The organism is Pseudomonas sp. FR229a, assembly GCF_030209115.1.
Classification (GTDB): Bacteria; Pseudomonadota; Gammaproteobacteria; order Pseudomonadales; family Pseudomonadaceae; genus Aquipseudomonas; species Aquipseudomonas moraviensis_A.
Genome location: NZ_JARVSP010000004.1, coordinates 1 through 14,960, shown reverse-complemented (window position 1 = coordinate 14,960; position 14,960 = coordinate 1). Strand labels below are relative to the sequence as shown.

At 57.4% G+C, this 14,960-nt stretch carries 18 protein-coding genes; 7 read left to right on the top strand and 11 right to left on the bottom strand.

The genetic code is table 11. From position 1 onward, the window contains the following. Nucleotides 1-2 precede the first annotated feature (2 nt). The 5 genes from cyoB (at nucleotide 3) to QRN33_RS03325 (ending at nucleotide 4,620) form a co-directional block, all read left to right on the top strand. A complete protein-coding gene (cyoB, locus tag QRN33_RS03345) occupies nucleotides 3-2,033 on the top strand; it encodes a cytochrome o ubiquinol oxidase subunit I (protein WP_039761405.1) in 2,031 nt (676 codons plus the stop codon). Between the two features lie 3 nt (nucleotides 2,034-2,036). Further along, nucleotides 2,037-2,660, top strand: coding sequence for a cytochrome o ubiquinol oxidase subunit III (cyoC, locus tag QRN33_RS03340; RefSeq protein WP_016773303.1), 624 nt, complete (start codon nucleotides 2,037-2,039; stop codon nucleotides 2,658-2,660). After that, nucleotides 2,660-2,995, top strand: a complete 336-nt coding sequence (cyoD, locus tag QRN33_RS03335; RefSeq protein WP_011335842.1) for a cytochrome o ubiquinol oxidase subunit IV — start codon at nucleotides 2,660-2,662, stop codon at nucleotides 2,993-2,995. The genes cyoC and cyoD overlap by 1 nt, the downstream gene beginning before the upstream one ends. A gap of 10 nt (nucleotides 2,996-3,005) precedes the next feature. After that, nucleotides 3,006-3,893, top strand: coding sequence for a heme o synthase (cyoE, locus tag QRN33_RS03330; protein ID WP_016773305.1), 888 nt, complete (start codon nucleotides 3,006-3,008; stop codon nucleotides 3,891-3,893). Nucleotides 3,894-4,128: 235 nt separating this feature from the next. Then, complete coding sequence (locus QRN33_RS03325) at nucleotides 4,129-4,620, top strand: RidA family protein (RefSeq protein ID WP_016773306.1); 492 nt, start codon at nucleotides 4,129-4,131, stop codon at nucleotides 4,618-4,620. 256 nt (nucleotides 4,621-4,876) lie between these two features. On the opposite strand, the gene QRN33_RS03320 is transcribed toward QRN33_RS03325, so the two are convergent. The 3 genes from QRN33_RS03320 to QRN33_RS03310 all read right to left on the bottom strand — a co-directional run bounded on the left by QRN33_RS03320 (nucleotide 4,877) and on the right by QRN33_RS03310 (nucleotide 7,076). Then, nucleotides 4,877-5,578 carry a hypothetical protein gene (locus QRN33_RS03320; RefSeq protein WP_285407005.1) on the bottom strand — a complete coding sequence of 234 codons (702 nt, stop codon included), beginning with the start codon at nucleotides 5,576-5,578 and terminating at the stop codon, nucleotides 4,877-4,879. Nucleotides 5,579-5,711: 133 nt separating this feature from the next. Continuing rightward, nucleotides 5,712-6,116 (bottom strand): GNAT family N-acetyltransferase, encoded by a 405-nt coding sequence (locus QRN33_RS03315; protein ID WP_285407003.1) that lies wholly within the window; start codon nucleotides 6,114-6,116, stop codon nucleotides 5,712-5,714. 39 nt (nucleotides 6,117-6,155) lie between these two features. Next, entirely contained in the window at nucleotides 6,156-7,076 is a 921-nt protein-coding gene (locus tag QRN33_RS03310) for a LysR family transcriptional regulator (RefSeq protein ID WP_285407000.1), read from the bottom strand. Between the two features lie 102 nt (nucleotides 7,077-7,178). Here QRN33_RS03310 and QRN33_RS03305 point away from each other — a divergent pair, with 102 nt between their 5' ends. Continuing rightward, nucleotides 7,179-8,366, top strand: coding sequence for an aspartate aminotransferase family protein (locus QRN33_RS03305; RefSeq protein ID WP_285406998.1), 1,188 nt, complete (start codon nucleotides 7,179-7,181; stop codon nucleotides 8,364-8,366). Here QRN33_RS03305 and QRN33_RS03300 read toward each other — a convergent pair. From QRN33_RS03300 to QRN33_RS03280, 5 genes are all read right to left on the bottom strand, one after another. Continuing rightward, nucleotides 8,360-8,614 (bottom strand): Txe/YoeB family addiction module toxin, encoded by a 255-nt coding sequence (locus tag QRN33_RS03300; protein WP_042608353.1) that lies wholly within the window; start codon nucleotides 8,612-8,614, stop codon nucleotides 8,360-8,362. The genes QRN33_RS03305 and QRN33_RS03300 overlap by 7 nt on opposite strands. Continuing rightward, nucleotides 8,611-8,865 (bottom strand): type II toxin-antitoxin system prevent-host-death family antitoxin, encoded by a 255-nt coding sequence (locus tag QRN33_RS03295; protein ID WP_042608352.1) that lies wholly within the window; start codon nucleotides 8,863-8,865, stop codon nucleotides 8,611-8,613. Before QRN33_RS03295 ends, QRN33_RS03300 begins: the two co-directional genes overlap by 4 nt. Before the next feature lie 231 nt (nucleotides 8,866-9,096). Continuing rightward, a complete protein-coding gene (locus QRN33_RS03290) occupies nucleotides 9,097-11,016 on the bottom strand; it encodes an alkaline phosphatase D family protein (protein ID WP_285406992.1) in 1,920 nt (639 codons plus the stop codon). Between the two features lie 70 nt (nucleotides 11,017-11,086). Continuing rightward, a complete protein-coding gene (locus QRN33_RS03285) occupies nucleotides 11,087-11,839 on the bottom strand; it encodes a hypothetical protein (protein WP_285406989.1) in 753 nt (250 codons plus the stop codon). 92 nt (nucleotides 11,840-11,931) lie between these two features. After that, nucleotides 11,932-12,303 carry a hypothetical protein gene (locus tag QRN33_RS03280; protein WP_042608349.1) on the bottom strand — a complete coding sequence of 124 codons (372 nt, stop codon included), beginning with the start codon at nucleotides 12,301-12,303 and terminating at the stop codon, nucleotides 11,932-11,934. Between the two features lie 163 nt (nucleotides 12,304-12,466). On the opposite strand from QRN33_RS03280, the gene QRN33_RS03275 reads away from it, so the two are divergent. After that, nucleotides 12,467-12,835, top strand: coding sequence for a PH domain-containing protein (locus QRN33_RS03275; RefSeq protein WP_285406984.1), 369 nt, complete (start codon nucleotides 12,467-12,469; stop codon nucleotides 12,833-12,835). 18 nt (nucleotides 12,836-12,853) lie between these two features. Here QRN33_RS03275 and QRN33_RS03270 read toward each other — a convergent pair whose 3' ends face one another. The 3 genes from QRN33_RS03270 to QRN33_RS03260 form a co-directional block, all read right to left on the bottom strand. Beyond that, a complete protein-coding gene (locus QRN33_RS03270) occupies nucleotides 12,854-13,183 on the bottom strand; it encodes a hypothetical protein (RefSeq protein ID WP_285406981.1) in 330 nt (109 codons plus the stop codon). 275 nt (nucleotides 13,184-13,458) lie between these two features. Beyond that, nucleotides 13,459-14,070 (bottom strand): hypothetical protein, encoded by a 612-nt coding sequence (locus QRN33_RS03265; RefSeq protein ID WP_285406979.1) that lies wholly within the window; start codon nucleotides 14,068-14,070, stop codon nucleotides 13,459-13,461. 363 nt (nucleotides 14,071-14,433) lie between these two features. Continuing rightward, nucleotides 14,434-14,886 carry a DUF2971 domain-containing protein gene (locus QRN33_RS03260; RefSeq protein WP_285406977.1) on the bottom strand — a complete coding sequence of 151 codons (453 nt, stop codon included), beginning with the start codon at nucleotides 14,884-14,886 and terminating at the stop codon, nucleotides 14,434-14,436. Nucleotides 14,887-14,960: the final 74 nt, after the last annotated feature.

Genomic DNA, 14,960 nt, shown 5'->3' with positions numbered 1-14,960 from the left:
CGATGTTTGGTAAATTAAGTTGGGAAGCAGTCCCATTCCACGAGCCGATCGTGATGGTGACCATCGCCATGATCGCCCTCGGTGGTCTGGCACTGTTCGCTGCGATCACTTACTTCAAGAAGTGGACGTACCTGTGGACCGAGTGGCTGACTTCGGTCGACCACAAGAAAATCGGCGTGATGTACATCATCGTCGCCATGGTCATGCTGCTGCGCGGCTTTGCCGACGCGATCATGATGCGTACCCAGCTGGCCATGGCCACCGAGGGTTCGCCTGGCTACCTGCCACCTGAACACTATGACCAGATCTTCACCGCTCACGGTGTGATCATGATCATCTTCATGGCGATGCCATTCTTCACCGGCCTGATGAACCTTGCAGTGCCGCTGCAGATCGGCGCGCGTGACGTTGCCTTCCCGTTCCTGAACTCCCTGAGCTTCTGGCTGCTGGTGTCCGGCGTTGTGCTGATCAACCTGTCGCTGGGTATCGGTGAATTCGCCAAGACCGGTTGGGTTGCGTATCCGCCGCTGTCGGGTCTGCAATACAGTCCTGGCGTAGGTATGGATTACTACATCTGGGCGCTACAGCTATCCGGATTGGGTACGACGTTAACCGGGGTCAACTTCCTCGCGACCGTACTGAAAATGCGTACCCCTGGCATGAAACTGATGGACATGCCGATCTTCACCTGGACCTGCACCTGGGCAAACGTTCTGATCGTGGCTTCGTTCCCGATCCTGACCGCGACCCTGGCACTGCTGACCCTTGACCGTTACATGGATTTCCACATTTTCACCAATGAACTTGGTGGCAATCCGATGATGTACGTCAACCTGTTCTGGGCGTGGGGCCACCCTGAGGTTTACATCCTGATCCTGCCGGCTTTCGGCATCTTCTCGGAAGTGATCTCGGCCTTCACCGGCAAGAAACTGTTCGGCCACCACTCGATGATCTACGCCTCGGGCGCGATCTCGGTACTGGGCTTCATGGTCTGGCTGCACCACTTCTTCACCATGGGTTCGGGTGCAAGCGTCAACGCCTTCTTCGGTCTGGCGACGATGCTGATTTCCATCCCGACGGGTGTGAAGCTGTTCAACTGGCTGTTCACCATCTACCAGGGCCGTCTGCGCTTCACCAGCCAGGTAATGTGGACCCTGGGCTTCATGGTGACCTTCGCCATCGGCGGCATGACCGGCGTACTGCTGGCCATTCCGGGTGCTGACTTCGTGCTGCACAACAGCCTGTTCGTGATCGCGCACTTCCACAACGTGATCATCGGCGGTGCGGTATTCGGTTACATCGCTGGCTTCGCGTTCTACTTCCCGAAAGCGTTCGGCTTCAAGCTGCACGAAGGCTGGGGCAAAGCAGCGTTCTGGTTCTGGATCTCGGGCTTCTTCGTCGCGTTCATGCCGCTCTATGCACTGGGCTTCATGGGCATGACCCGTCGTCTGAACGCCACCACCAACCCTGAGTGGGTACCGTACCTGTACGTTGCCATGTTCGGTGCGGTGATGATTGCTGCCGGTATCGCCTGCCAACTGATCCAGCTGTACGTCAGTGTGCGTGACCGCAACAAGCCAGAGAACGTTTGCGATCACGGTGACCCGTGGAATGCGCACACGCTGGAATGGTCGACCTCGTCGCCACCACCGTTCTACAACTTCGCTGTGCTGCCTAAGGCTGACTGCATCGACCCGTTCACCGAGGCCAAGGAAAACGGTACTGCGTACCAGCGTCCGGCCAAGTACGAGCCGATCCACATGCCGAACAACACCGCCACTGGCGTGGTGATGGGCGCGCTGTTGACCGTCTTCGGTTTCGCGATGATCTGGCACATCTGGTGGCTGGCGATCGCGAGCCTGGTAGGCACCGTCGTTTACTTCGTGATCCACGCTGCGCGTGACGACCAGGGCTATATGGTTCCGGTTGAAACGATCGAGCGTATCGAAGCCGAGCAGCACAAGCGTCTGGTCGCGGCAGGGAAAATCCCGGCCAATGCCACCCGTGTTGAAACCTCGTTGGAACAGGCTTAAACCATGTCGAACTTAGTGACCAATGTTGGACACGCCCATGGTGACCATGGGCACGATGACCATCACCACGACTCGGGCGAGATGACCGTATACGGTTTCTGGCTCTACCTGATGACCGACTGCATTCTGTTTGCGTCGATCTTCGCGGTGTACGCAGTACTGGTAAACAACGTTGCCGGTGGCCCGTCGGGCCACGACATCTTCGAACTGCCATACGTGCTGGGCGAAACCGCTCTTCTGTTGTTCAGTTCGATTACCTACGGCTTCGCCATGCTGGCGTTGTACAAGGGCAAGAAGCAGGCGGTCCTGGGCTGGTTGTTCATGACCTTCCTGCTCGGCGCGGGCTTCATCGCCATGGAGATCAACGAGTTCCACCTGCTGATCTCCGAGGGCTTCGGTCCTAGCCGTTCGGGCTTCCTGTCGGCGTTCTTCACCCTGGTCGGTACCCACGGTCTGCACGTTTCGGCCGGTCTGATCTGGATGGGCATCATGATGTATCAGGTCAACAAGCATGGCCTGACGTCGACCAACAAGACCCGTCTGAGCTGCCTGAGCCTGTTCTGGCACTTCCTGGACGTGGTCTGGATCTGCGTCTTCACCGTTGTTTACCTGATGGGGACTCTGTAATGGCTAATGCACACTCCCATGACAGCCACGATGCTGGCCACGGCAGCGTCAAGTCGTACGCCATCGGCTTCATCCTGTCGGTAATCCTGACCGTCATTCCGTTCGGTCTGGTGATGTACCCGACCCTGCCGAAGTCGACGACGCTGGCAATCGTTCTGCTGTTCGCAGTGATCCAGGTGATCGTTCACCTGTATTACTTCCTGCACCTGGACCGCTCCATTGCACAGCGTAACAACGTGATCGCGTTCGTCTTCACGGCGATTGTGATCGTGCTGCTGGTTGGCCTGTCGCTGTGGATCATGTTCAGCATCCACACGTACATGATGGCGAAGTGAGGTAGACCCGATGTCGCTCAAGCACTTTATCCAAATCACCAAACCGGGGATCATTTTCGGTAACGTGCTTTCTGTGGCAGGCGGGTTCTTCCTGGCCTCGAAAGGGCATGTCGATCTGGCGGTGTTCCTGGCCGCCATGATCGGTACTTCCCTGGTCGTGGCCTCCGGTTGCGTGTTCAACAACTGCATCGACCGCGACATCGACCTGAAGATGGAACGCACCAAGAACCGTGTGCTGGTCCAGGGCCTCATCTCCCTGAAACTGGCCCTGGTTTACGCGACCATTCTGGGTGTTCTCGGCGTTGCCCTGTTGTACAAGGTGGCCAACCCGTTGGCTGCCCTGTTCGCAGTAATCGGCTTCATCATCTACGTCGGCTTCTACAGCCTGTACCTCAAGCGCAAGTCGGTTCACGGCACGCTGGTGGGCAGCCTGTCGGGCGCCATGCCGCCAGTGATCGGTTACGTGGCCGTGACCAACAGCTTCGACATGGCCGCACTGACCCTGCTGGTGATGTTCAGCCTGTGGCAGATGCCGCATTCCTACGCTATCGCGATTTTCCGTTTCAACGATTACCTGGCCGCATCGATTCCGGTGCTGCCAGTGAAACGCGGAATCCAGGTGGCGAAGAAGCACATCCTGCTCTACATCCTGGCGTTCCTCGTGGCGACCTTGATGCTGACCTTCAGCGGCTACGCCGGCATGAGCTACCTCGCCGTCGCCGCCGCCATGGGCATGTACTGGCTGTACATGGCCTGGACCGGCTACAAGGCAGTCGATGACACCGTCTGGGCACGCAAGCTGTTCGTGTTCTCGATCTTCACCATCACTGCGTTGAGCGTCATGATGTCCCTGGACTTCAAGGTGCCGACAGAGCTGCTGCTGACGTACGCGCCGTAAGGTTTGCAAGCTTCAGGAAAACCCCGCACGTTGAGAGATGTGCGGGGTTTTTTGTTGGCTGAAATATGCTCGTTCGGGGTGCTGCCATTCGCGAGCAGGCTCGCTCCCACAGTTTGCGGTTGCGGCCATTCGGTAAAAGACCTAGATTCGGATCCAACCCCGACAGTAGTAGCTCCAAGCCATCCTTCGGTGCTCGACTGTCCTAACCCGTGCATTGATCAAAAGGCTGGGCGCAATGACCGAACGGATGACCTGCGATGAGCGCTTTATCGCCCTGGCTGAAGAACTCAACTACGACATCTATGGCGAGAACACCGCTGGTGGCAATTACGCGCCGCTGATCCGTCATCACGACGAGCTCTACATCAGCGGCATGGTGCCGCGGGTCAATGGCAAGATTCTGTATCCCGGTCGCGTGGGGCTGGAATTGAACCTCAAGGATGCGCAAGCCGCGGCGAGCATCAGCGCGATGCGTTGCCTGGCGCTGATCGTCGATGCGGTCGGTTCGCTGGACAAGATTCGCGCGTTGTTGCGGGTCACGGTGTATGTGAAGTCGACCGCTGATTTTGTCGACCTGAGCGAAGTGGCCAACGGCGCTTCGGATGTGTTCAGCCATGTGCTGGGCGATGCCGGGCGGCATACCCGCACGACCATCGGCGTGTATCAGTTGCCGAAGAATGCGGCGATTGAAGTGGACATGATTGCGGCGTTGCATCCTTCGGCTTGAAATCTTCGGCGCCTGCTCCCCTCACCCTAACCCTCTCCCGGGGGGAGAGGGGACTGACCGAGGTGATTGGGCGAGACGCGTCGAAACGGAATATCGCGTCGAATGCGAATTCCGAACAGCCCACAAATCGGCTCCCTCTCCCTCGGGAGAGGGCTGGGGTGAGGGGCGACGATGTTAGCTACACCACCGATCCCAAGCCGAAAAAAAGCCCCATCTGATTGCTCAGCACGAGGCTTTTTCGCAAGCGCTTGGCAGATTACTGCGCCGCGATGCTATACCCGTCAAACGCGGTCTGCTGCTGCAGCGCGGTGATGATGTTCTTGCGGTTCACAGCCTGTTCGGTGCCGGCGTTATCGACGAAGGTTTCGCTCTCCAGCTCGGCTTCATCGCCTTCACCCACAAAGGTGAAACCGAGGAACTCCAGCGCCGCACGGTCAACGTTCAGACGCGAACGCGGGGTGCGCATTGGCAGGGTTACGCTGGCGCCGTCCTTGCTGATGGTGAAGATTTCCACTTCTTTCTTTTTTGCAGCCTTGCTCTTGCCGCCGCTCGGGTTGCTGATCGCCTGGTGAGTCTGGTTCAGCACTTTGAGGGCCAGGCCATAAACGATTTCCTGGAATGCCGGATCGTCCTTGAAGCTGGACAGAATGCGCCCGATCGAGAACTTGCTGCTGAGATCTTCCAACGCGGCGAGGTCGGCGGCTTCAGCGTCTTTCAGAGCCTTGAGTTCACCCATCAGCTCGTACGCCTTGTCGTCATCAAAGCTGTCATGCGCCTGACGGATAGCCGCACGCAATTCGCGGATCTGGTCGCTTTCGCGGGTCGACTGGAACGCGTCCAGGACCATCTCGCTGATGATTTTGGCTTGAGGCAGGTGTTGTGAAAGATTGATGGAGTTTTCGTATTCCGCTTTGGACGACTGGGTGACTACGGATTCAGCGGTGTTGAAATCGGACATTGAAATTTCACTACTTTTTAACTTGAGTTGAGGCGAGAAAGCACGAGGTCTTTTCCAGGCCGCCTAATTTAGGGGAGCGGGGCGGCGTTGTCACGGAGCAACGGTCTGCCGGTCGGGATTTTTCCACTGCGCGCTATTTGCGGCGCGGACGTTCCATGGCAATCACGGACTTTTCGAAGCCCAGGCTGGCAAAAAAAGCTTCAGCGCCCTCGCGTCCTGCGCGTAGCACCCAAGTGATAGCGGGGTCATTGCCCATCACATGCTCCACCAGTGCCCGGCCAATTCCCTTACGCCGATGCTGGTCATCGACCACCACCATCGACAGATAGCCGTTGGAGACCTCATCGGTAATCGCTCGAGCGAATCCCACAATCTGCTCGCCCGCGAGCGCGACAGCCGTGCGCTGCGAATTGTGAATCAAGCGAGCAAAAGAGTCGGCATCACCGGTGCGATGGCCCCAGCCATGCTGGTCGAGAAACAGCCTCGCCGACTCTGTTTCGCCGGGATGCAAGTCGCGCACGGTCAGGGCGTCGTTCATGGTTGGTACCAGTCCTTTGTAATTGTCCATCGTGAATGATTACGGCCGGCCGACGTCAGGTTTCCCCCACGTACGCATCGCAAACTCGACGAACCGTCTCAGCTTCGGCAGTCGATAGCGATCCTGCGCATACAGCAGATGCATCGGTCGGCTCGGTGGTTGGTAGTCGGCCATCACCCTGACCAGTTTGCCGTCGCGCAAGTCCTGCTCCACCAAGGCATCGGGCAGCATCATGATGCCCATGCCGTTGCGCGCCGCCTGATGCAGTCCGGCGGAGCTGTTGATCAGCATCGGCCCGCTGACGTCGATGAGGACTTCGCCTTCCGGGCCGCTCAGACGCCAGCGTTTTTCCACCGATTGCCAATCATCCCCGGCCGGGTAGGCGAAGGACAGGCAATCGTGTTGCTGCAAATCCTGTGGCGTGTGCGGCATGCCGCGTCGCGCGATGTATTCGGGGGAGGCGCAGACCGTCAGGGTGTAGTCGATCAGGGGGCGGGCGATCAGGTTGGACTGGTCGAAATTGCCCAGGCGGAACGCAACATCGAGGCCGTTTTCCAGCAGATCCGGGCGGCTGTTGGTCAGCACCACGTCGAGTTTCACTTGCGGATACAGCAACGAATATTCGCTGAGGGCCGGGGTCAGTCGTTCGACGCCGAAGGTCAGCGGCGCGGTGATGCGCAGCAAGCCGCGCGGCTCATCCGATGCTTGTTCGGCAAGGCGTTCAGAGTCCGCCACCAGGCCAAGCACTTCCAGGCAGCGTTGATAATAGACGCTGCCGAATTCGGTCAGGCGCTGACGCCGCGTGGTGCGTTGCAACAGTTGCACACCGAGGCGTTGCTCCAGCGCGCGTAGATGATTGCCCACCATCGTCGTCGACATTTCGCACTTTGCGGCGGCTGCCGTCATGCTCCCCGTTTCGACCACTTTGACGTAAACGGCCATTGACTGGAACAGATCCATTATCAAGCTCAGCTTTTAAATGATTGAAGTTATTCCGGGTTTATCCAGCTCAGGTGGCTAACCATACTGCAAAAACACCGACCTGCAATGGAGTTTCACGTCATGACCGCCGCCCTGATGAACACCTACCAACCACTGGCCCTGAGTTTCACCAAAGGCCTGGGCACGCGCCTGTGGGATCAGGCGGGGCGCGAATACCTGGACGCCGTCGCCGGTGTGGCAGTGACCAACGTCGGCCACTCGCATCCGCGCATTGTCTCGGCGATCAGCGAGCAAGCGGGATTGCTGTTGCACACCTCCAACTTGTACAGCATCGATTGGCAGCAACAACTGGCTAAACGGCTGACGGCGTTGTCGGGCATGGAGCGCGCGTTCTTCAACAATTCCGGGGCCGAAGCGAACGAGACGGCACTTAAACTGGCACGTCTGTACGGCTGGCGCAAAGGCATCGAGCAGCCGCTGGTGGTGGTCATGGCCAACGCGTTTCATGGCCGCACGCTTGGCACGTTGTCCGCCAGCGATGGCCCGGCAGTGCGGCTGGGATTCAACGAATTGCCGGGGGATTTCGTCAAAGTGCCGTTCGGTGATCTCGCGGCGCTGGAGCAAATACAGCGCAAACATGGCGCGCGCATCGTGGCGATTCTGGTCGAGCCGATCCAGGGCGAAAGCGGCGTGCAAGTCGCACCGCCGGGTTATCTCAAGGCCCTGCGCGACCTGTGCAATCGCCACGCATGGCTGCTGATGCTCGATGAGATCCAGACCGGCATCGGCCGCACCGGGCAGTGGTTCGCCTTTCAGCATGAAGGCATCGTTCCCGACGTCATGACCCTGGCCAAAGGCCTCGGCAATGGCGTGCCGATTGGCGCCTGCCTTGCCTGCGGCCGCGCGGCCGACCTGTTCACCCCGGGCAGCCACGGAAGCACTTTCGGCGGTAATCCACTGGCCTGCCGGGTCGGCTGCACGGTGCTGGACATCATCGAAGAACAAGGCCTGCTGGAGAATGCGCGGGTGCAGGGTGTACGGTTATTGGAACGCCTGCGCGCCGAACTGGCAGACAACCCGAACGTGCTGGCGATTCGTGGGCAGGGCCTGATGATCGGTATCGAGCTGAAACAACCGGTGCGCGACCTGACGCTGATCGCCGCACGGGATCATGGGTTGTTGATCAACGTGACTCGTGGCAAGACCATCAGGTTGCTGCCGCCGTTGACAATTGATGAGCGCGAGGTGGGGATGATTGTCAGAGGGGTTGGGCGGGCTCTGATGACTGATTCAGCTCAGGTTCAATAGTGATACCGGCAACTGATGACGCAGATTTCGCCGTCCTCAACCCTGTACACCAGACGATGTTCGGCCGTTACTCGGCGTGACCAGAGGCCGCTCATATTATGTTTGAGCGCCTCTGGTTTACCGACACCCTCAAACGGTTCGCGCTTGATTGCTTTGATCAGAAGATTGATGCGCTTGAGCCCAGCCTTGTCGTTTTGCTGAAACCACAAATAGTCTTCCCAGCCTGTGGGCGTGAACTCGATTTTCATTCTTCGATCAATTGCCTGACTTTGGCTTTGCCGGCGCGTAACTCACCGATGGATTTCATCAGCCGTTCGGCGTTGGCGGGGGAGCGAAGCAAATACGCTGTTTCTTCCAATGCGTTGTATTCGGCCAAAGACATCATCACTACTGGTTCACCTTTCTGCCGAGTGACCAATAGCGGCGCACGATCTTCATTGACACGGTCCATCGTCTCGGCCAAATGCGCACGGGCGGTGGTGTAGTTGATGGTTTGCATATTGAAGTCCTCGCTGGTTGCAGAGAACGTACAGAAATGAGTACAGGATGACAAGGCGACACCTACCAGTGGTTGTGTCGCAGCAGGGCTGACTGCGACTGCAATCAGTATCGCTCAGTAATATTCGAGACGTTTCTGAGAAGGTTGTAATCCTCCTCCGTCCTGTTCAGTGTCGCGAAGCCCTTATTTCGTCATCCCATGACCTAGCCGATGTAGGAAATGGTTACTGCTTCAATCCGGCGCATCTTCAAACTCCGGCGCCAGCATCCTCGTCTTCTCCGCCCCATTCGAGTTGTGCTGAACAATCTCGCTCGGCTGTCCCTGTTCATTGAAAAACACCTGTCCAATTCCCGCCGAATTCCACAGCCGTTCCCCGGCCTCGGCATGTTCCGGGGTATACGGGACGATGCGCATCAGCCGGCGTTTGGTGAACCAGTTCAACGGCGAGCGTGGTGAGTAGAGCCAGCGGTTGAGGCGGTCGAACCATTCCAGCAGGGTTGCAGGGAATTCGTTCTTGATACCGCTGCTGGTGATCTGCCAGATCCGTGGGCCGGCCTTGCGGTGACGAATCAGGACTTCGTAGACGAAGGAATAATGCACATCGCCGGACAGCACCACGTAGTTCCCGGGTGTGCGCGAGTGTCGGAAAATGTTCAGGATCACCTGGGCCGCGCCGCGATGGGCCATCCAGTTTTCCGCGTCGACCAGCAGTGGATAACCGTACCAGCTGAACACCTTCTGCACGGTTTCAATCAGCTTCACGCCGAAGATCGGCGCCGGCGACACGATGATTGCCGAAGGGTGATCGAGCAGTTCCTGTTGCAGTTCGCTCAAGGCCTCCCAGTCGAGCAGGCCCGACGGTTGCTTGAGGGCCATCTCGCTGCGCCAGCGCCGCGTGCGCGTGTCGATCACCACCAGTGCCGGATTGCTCGGCAACACGAAATGCCACTGCTGAAAACGCAGTAACTGATCAATCAGATCGTCCTGCACTGGCATGTCCAGATAGCCGTCATCGCCACTGGCGCTCAGTTGCGCGGTCTGCTCCAGCACGCCCTTGAAGGGATCCGGATTGTTGCCCCAGCCCTGGCACAACATATAGGCGATCAGCGCGTTGCCGATGATGCGTTTGGAGAACGGGTGACCGTAGGCGGTTTCCTCCCACTGCGCGGAGAGATTCCAGTCATCGGTGATGTCGTGATCATCGAAAATCATCAGGCTCGGCAGATGCGCCAGCGCCCGCGCGACGTTGCCAAGGCCAGCCTTGAACGCATCGATACGCGTCTGCTCAAGGTTGTAGCGCTTCAGGCGTTCCGGCGTCAGCGTCGGCGCGCTCGGATTGATCAGCGACCACGGCGTCGGCGACCACACCAGCATGTACATCGCCATGACTTCGGCAAACGTCACCAGGTGATTGTCTGCGCTGCTGCTGGTGAAAATCGGCTTACGCGCGCCACCGAAAAATCGCTCGCGCAAGGTCTCGTTGCTCTCCAGCGCCGGTAACAAATCCGCGCGGTGGTAATAGCTGGCCGGGTGTTGATAGAGCTTGGCGCTGTCGCTGACCACGGCGCCGTCAAGGTGCTCATCGAACAGACCGAGACGCTCGATCAAGGCATGAATCGCCCGCAGCATTGGCCCGGCGACGTCGTCGGCATATACCTGATCACCGCTCATCATCAGCAGCGCCGGACGTTGTTGCGCATCGGTTTCGTCGGCCAGCAGTTGATCGACGCAGAGCAAACCATCGGTTGCCGGATGATGCGGCTTGCGGCAGGAGCCGTGGAGCAATTGGTCGATCCGCGAACGCACCACGAGGTTCGCGCAGGTGGCACCGGCGTAAAGCAGATGCGGTGCCCATTCAGCCATGCCGATGGCGTCATCAATCAGCAGGTCGTAATCGATAAACGTGTCGCAGGGCAGGGCGCTTTCAAGTTGAACGTCGATCAGATGCACAAAGGCATGACGGCCTACGGCAATGACCGTGCATTTCTCCGAGTCGAGCGGAATATCTCCTACACCCTGCAGGCGCAAGGTCAGCGACAGTTCACGCGAGCCCACAAGCCACAGCACCACGCGCGTCGGCTCCAGCCGTCGCAGCAGCGGGCCGGCCAGTACAGGAGGCAGCGAGGTAAGGTCATCGGGTGTTGAAAACATCAGGGTAAAGCTCAAGGCGCACAGGCCGGCGATGATAGCGCAGCCGGCACCTTGATCCCTTAAATGAGTCTTAAGAGTCGACCTTTTTCAACTTCAGGCCGAGCAGTCGCCATGCGGCCTTGTCAGGATTGCTGCCGTCCACTTGCTGAACTGAACAATCGTAGGCATAGGGGACATCGTCGCCCAACATGTTGCGAGCGGTCAGGGTGCCGTTAATGCTGTAAGTCTGATCTTTGAACCGATGGCTGCTGGCGCTCTCGGCACCTGCGATGGAAGTCGCTGCTGCAAAACGCATGGCGCGCTTGATGAAGGGGTCGCACATCATGAACGCCATCAACGATCTGTCCGCATTCGCATTGCTGCCCGCCAGCCGGCGCGACACGACAAAGTCATTGCCCATGATGTCCTTGAAATCCCTTTCGAGCAGCGAAGAGGGCAGGCGTTCGCTGTAGTTCGGCAACAGCGCGGACTCGGGCGGAGAGGGCTCGTTCTGAGGTGCGCTGGCGACATAGTCGACAAGGTTGTCGGAAGTATCCGGTGTGGAGGCGATCACCGGCATCAACCTGGACACGGTTTGTGTAACGGGCGCGGGGGAAGAAGAGGAGATTTCAGCCTCGTTGCTTTGCGTTGGTTCCACAGGGGAGCGCGGCGCCAGAGGGAATAGGGCGAGGGTGATCGACAGTACCACCAGGGCGACGATGAACCCGGCCAGAACACCGGCGAACGTGCCGAAGAACAGATTCCAGCTGCCGCGGTTTTTCATCACCCAGCGCCACATGAGGCCCCAGACGAGCAAAAACAACAGGAAATACAGAAACTCCATTTGATCCTTTTCCTCAAACCTTGAAATTCTTTAGATGACACACGAATCATTCCAACAGGGCTGCACGATAGCAAACCTGTTGGTCCGCCCTGTCAGGCACTCAAAGGAATGAACCGAGTGAGCAGCATCAGCGTATCGAAACCAGCAAAAATGCCAAAAGCAGCGCCAATGATATGGCGTGTCAACTTGCTCGTGGGGCGTTTGCGGTGCACCACCCAAATCCAAACGCCGGCGAACGCGCCAAGGCTGCTGAGCACCATCAGCAGGGATCGCACAACGTGTGGCGACGATTGCATGCTTGTGCCGCCCACGAAACCCTCGTACACCGCTTTCACTACCAAGCCGACAACCCAGCCAGCGAAACACCCGGCGAGGTTGGCTGTCACCAGGTTCCAATCACCTCGTTCGCCTACGACCCATACCCACGTCACGACCAGAGCTAGTACAAAAAGCCACCCATCCATTGCAATCCACTCCAGAAAAACGCTTTGATCGGGTAGGCGCCAGTGCCTCTCGAAAGATTTGGGCGCAAGATAACAAAATACTGGCATCGCGCCACTTTCGCATTAAGGGCGCGTCGCTGAGCCAAAGCTTTACCGGGAGTTTTTTTACTCAGAGGATGGACAGATGATCGACTTCAACAACAAGGGCTTCTTCAAACTCAAGCAGAACGATGAGTACGCCGAGCGCGTCACCGCACTACTACTGGAAGGAGAACAAGTCATCGATTCCTACAAAGCCATGCGTGACGGCGTGGTCTTCACCAACAAACGCATCATCGCCGTTAACGTCCAGGGCATCACCGGCAGCAAAAAGGATTTCACCTCACTGCCCTACAAAAACATCGTCGCCTACTCCGTGGAAACTTCGGGCACCTTCGATCTGGATTCGGAACTGGAGATCTACTTTTCGTCGCTGGGCAAAGTGAAATTCGAATTCACCGGCAAGGCCTCGATGGTGGAGATCTCCAAATACATCTCCAGCTACCTGCTGTAATAACCCACCGCGCGGCACTCAAAGAATGTCGCGCAAATACCCCTTCAGCGCGAGGAGCGGCTGACCCAGTTGCTCCACGGATCGCGCCTGAGCCAACTCCGCCGACAACTTGCGCAACTCCCGCCCCAACGGCTTCTCGACCCCGCCAAGCGCATCCAGCGCGAGGTTCAGGCATTCGTTCAGCTTGAACTGAATGGACTCGACATCGCTGCGCTTCACCAGCAATTCGAAAACGTCTTTTTGGTAGTCGCCCATGACCATGTCATCGCGCAGGATCGGGCTGAGGCCTTCTTCTTCGTAGGCGAGTTTGAGGGAGAAGAGGGCGACGGTTTCCAGTGAGGTTTCCATGGGGATGTCTGTCGTAGAAGGGGGGGCTTCAAACCAATACGCAAAATGCCGGTGGAGGTCTGTTGTGCGGGCGTGATTATACGGGTGGTGATCGCATTGGGGGCAACGAGCGATCCGGCAACTGGCGTCACAGGCTGGCACAACCTCGACATCCATGTTGTTAGCGCGCCTTGATTCACGACGTTGGAACCAGTTCAGGCAGGCACTGCGCTGGAGCGCGTGTTCCGCCGCTCCTCGCGCTTGAAGGTGGTCTGAAAGATTGTTCGCTAATGGGCTCAGCCTTGGCTATCGCATCCCACGCGTTTCTTCTGCAAAGCGATGTAATTCTCAAACGTGCCGTATTTTTCCGGCACTCGAATCACGGCTCCCGGTTGTAGCCGAAGATTTTCATGGCTGGCCGCCAGGCTGTCGTTGTAGGCACTGCAAGCGGACGGCTTGTTCGCCGCCATCTCATAAGCGAAACCACGGTTGAGATTGATATTGGTCACGACATCGAATTTACCGGCCTGCGCATAAATTGCCCGTGACTTTTCGAAGTACTCGTTGGCCTTCTCATAGCGAGCACTGTAGGTCGCTGTGCGATCAAGAAAACCGTTGGTGGTGTAATGATTCGCCCATTGACCACCCAAAGTAGGCGACATGAAAAACAAACCATAACTTCGGTACGCATCGGCAAAGCAAAGCTGATCCGCCGTGGTCTGGCAGATCGTCAGCGTCTCGACAATGAGCCGCTCTGCAGGCAACGGTCTATTCTGATCGACCAAAGCATTGGCATCGGCCAGCTTTTGATGAGGGTCCGAACTGCTTACCACGCCTACCGCGGAGCACCCGACGAGCGTTGATAGCAAACTGGCAAATGCAGCACACCGAACGGTAGAGAGAAGCATGACGTAATCCTTTACATGACTGAGAGTGGTGGCGCGACGCTACTATCTTGTAGGCCTGCCGTCTACTGCCGGTTGGTAACGATTCCGGCAAAGGTCATCAAGCGCTATTTGCTCAGCACCTTGCTTCTTTCAGCGTCTGGGGATTACGCCGTCGTTGAGTGCAATCCTCGGCGTCTCACACATGCAAAAAATCAACGCCCCACTTTCCTCCAGACGAAAAAAAGGCCCTGCTTTCGCAAGACCTTTTTCTCTGTGTTGGTGCCCGAGGGAGACTCGTGCGCTCTATATAAATCGAGGCCTGCAGGCGAATCACATAGTTAGGGATACAACTAGGGATACATGTTGATGACTGCTACTCCGATTTCACGTGGGACCGATGTTCAGCTTGAAAAGGGTGTCATCGGTTGAGGCTTGGTAGCAAATGATATGTGCAAGCGTCGGAGTTTCTTTGATCAACTCAAGAAATCGCGCCCTGATCGCTTCGGGCATTCGAGCACCCAGTATCACTGATGTAATGCAAGAGGGTGGGAATTCGAAGAGGTGATAGGTCTTGCCGTGAAAAGATAGGGTGTTTGTTGAGTCGCTTAAGTCGACCATCATCCGCCATTCGCGTTCGTAGGACCAATGCTCACTTTTCGTCAACATCGCTGTGATATCACCATTATCGAAGGTCAGTGGGGGTCTGACAGTCGAGTATTGGACCGGCTTGAGGTGCCTGAAATCATCTTTTTGACTGCGCCGCTGATTGAAGAAGGCAGACTCAGTATCAAATTCGATTACAAACCCTTCATGGGAGCAAGCGTAGTGCGCCCACATCAGAAGGTCGTCAGGTGTCTCTGATCTGGCTTAATGATTCTGGACACTCCTAAAGGGCGGTAATCTACGCCCAT

Bases quoted from the DNA above. Each gene is read 5' to 3' on its own strand.
- cyoB (WP_039761405.1), top strand. From the start codon at position 3: ATGTTTGGTAAATTAAGTTGGGAAGCAGTCCCATTCCACGAGCCGATC.
- cyoC (WP_016773303.1), top strand. From the start codon at position 2,037: ATGTCGAACTTAGTGACCAATGTTGGACACGCCCATGGTGACCATGGG.
- cyoD (WP_011335842.1), top strand. From the start codon at position 2,660: ATGGCTAATGCACACTCCCATGACAGCCACGATGCTGGCCACGGCAGC.
- cyoE (WP_016773305.1), top strand. From the start codon at position 3,006: ATGTCGCTCAAGCACTTTATCCAAATCACCAAACCGGGGATCATTTTC.
- QRN33_RS03325 (WP_016773306.1), top strand. From the start codon at position 4,129: ATGACCGAACGGATGACCTGCGATGAGCGCTTTATCGCCCTGGCTGAA.
- QRN33_RS03320 (WP_285407005.1), bottom strand. From the start codon at position 5,578: ATGTCCGATTTCAACACCGCTGAATCCGTAGTCACCCAGTCGTCCAAA.
- QRN33_RS03315 (WP_285407003.1), bottom strand. From the start codon at position 6,116: ATGAACGACGCCCTGACCGTGCGCGACTTGCATCCCGGCGAAACAGAG.
- QRN33_RS03310 (WP_285407000.1), bottom strand. From the start codon at position 7,076: ATGGATCTGTTCCAGTCAATGGCCGTTTACGTCAAAGTGGTCGAAACG.
- QRN33_RS03305 (WP_285406998.1), top strand. From the start codon at position 7,179: ATGACCGCCGCCCTGATGAACACCTACCAACCACTGGCCCTGAGTTTC.
- QRN33_RS03300 (WP_042608353.1), bottom strand. From the start codon at position 8,614: ATGAAAATCGAGTTCACGCCCACAGGCTGGGAAGACTATTTGTGGTTT.
- QRN33_RS03295 (WP_042608352.1), bottom strand. From the start codon at position 8,865: ATGCAAACCATCAACTACACCACCGCCCGTGCGCATTTGGCCGAGACG.
- QRN33_RS03290 (WP_285406992.1), bottom strand. From the start codon at position 11,016: ATGTTTTCAACACCCGATGACCTTACCTCGCTGCCTCCTGTACTGGCC.
- QRN33_RS03285 (WP_285406989.1), bottom strand. From the start codon at position 11,839: ATGGAGTTTCTGTATTTCCTGTTGTTTTTGCTCGTCTGGGGCCTCATG.
- QRN33_RS03280 (WP_042608349.1), bottom strand. From the start codon at position 12,303: ATGGATGGGTGGCTTTTTGTACTAGCTCTGGTCGTGACGTGGGTATGG.
- QRN33_RS03275 (WP_285406984.1), top strand. From the start codon at position 12,467: ATGATCGACTTCAACAACAAGGGCTTCTTCAAACTCAAGCAGAACGAT.
- QRN33_RS03270 (WP_285406981.1), bottom strand. From the start codon at position 13,183: ATGGAAACCTCACTGGAAACCGTCGCCCTCTTCTCCCTCAAACTCGCC.
- QRN33_RS03265 (WP_285406979.1), bottom strand. From the start codon at position 14,070: ATGCTTCTCTCTACCGTTCGGTGTGCTGCATTTGCCAGTTTGCTATCA.
- QRN33_RS03260 (WP_285406977.1), bottom strand. From the start codon at position 14,886: ATGTGGGCGCACTACGCTTGCTCCCATGAAGGGTTTGTAATCGAATTT.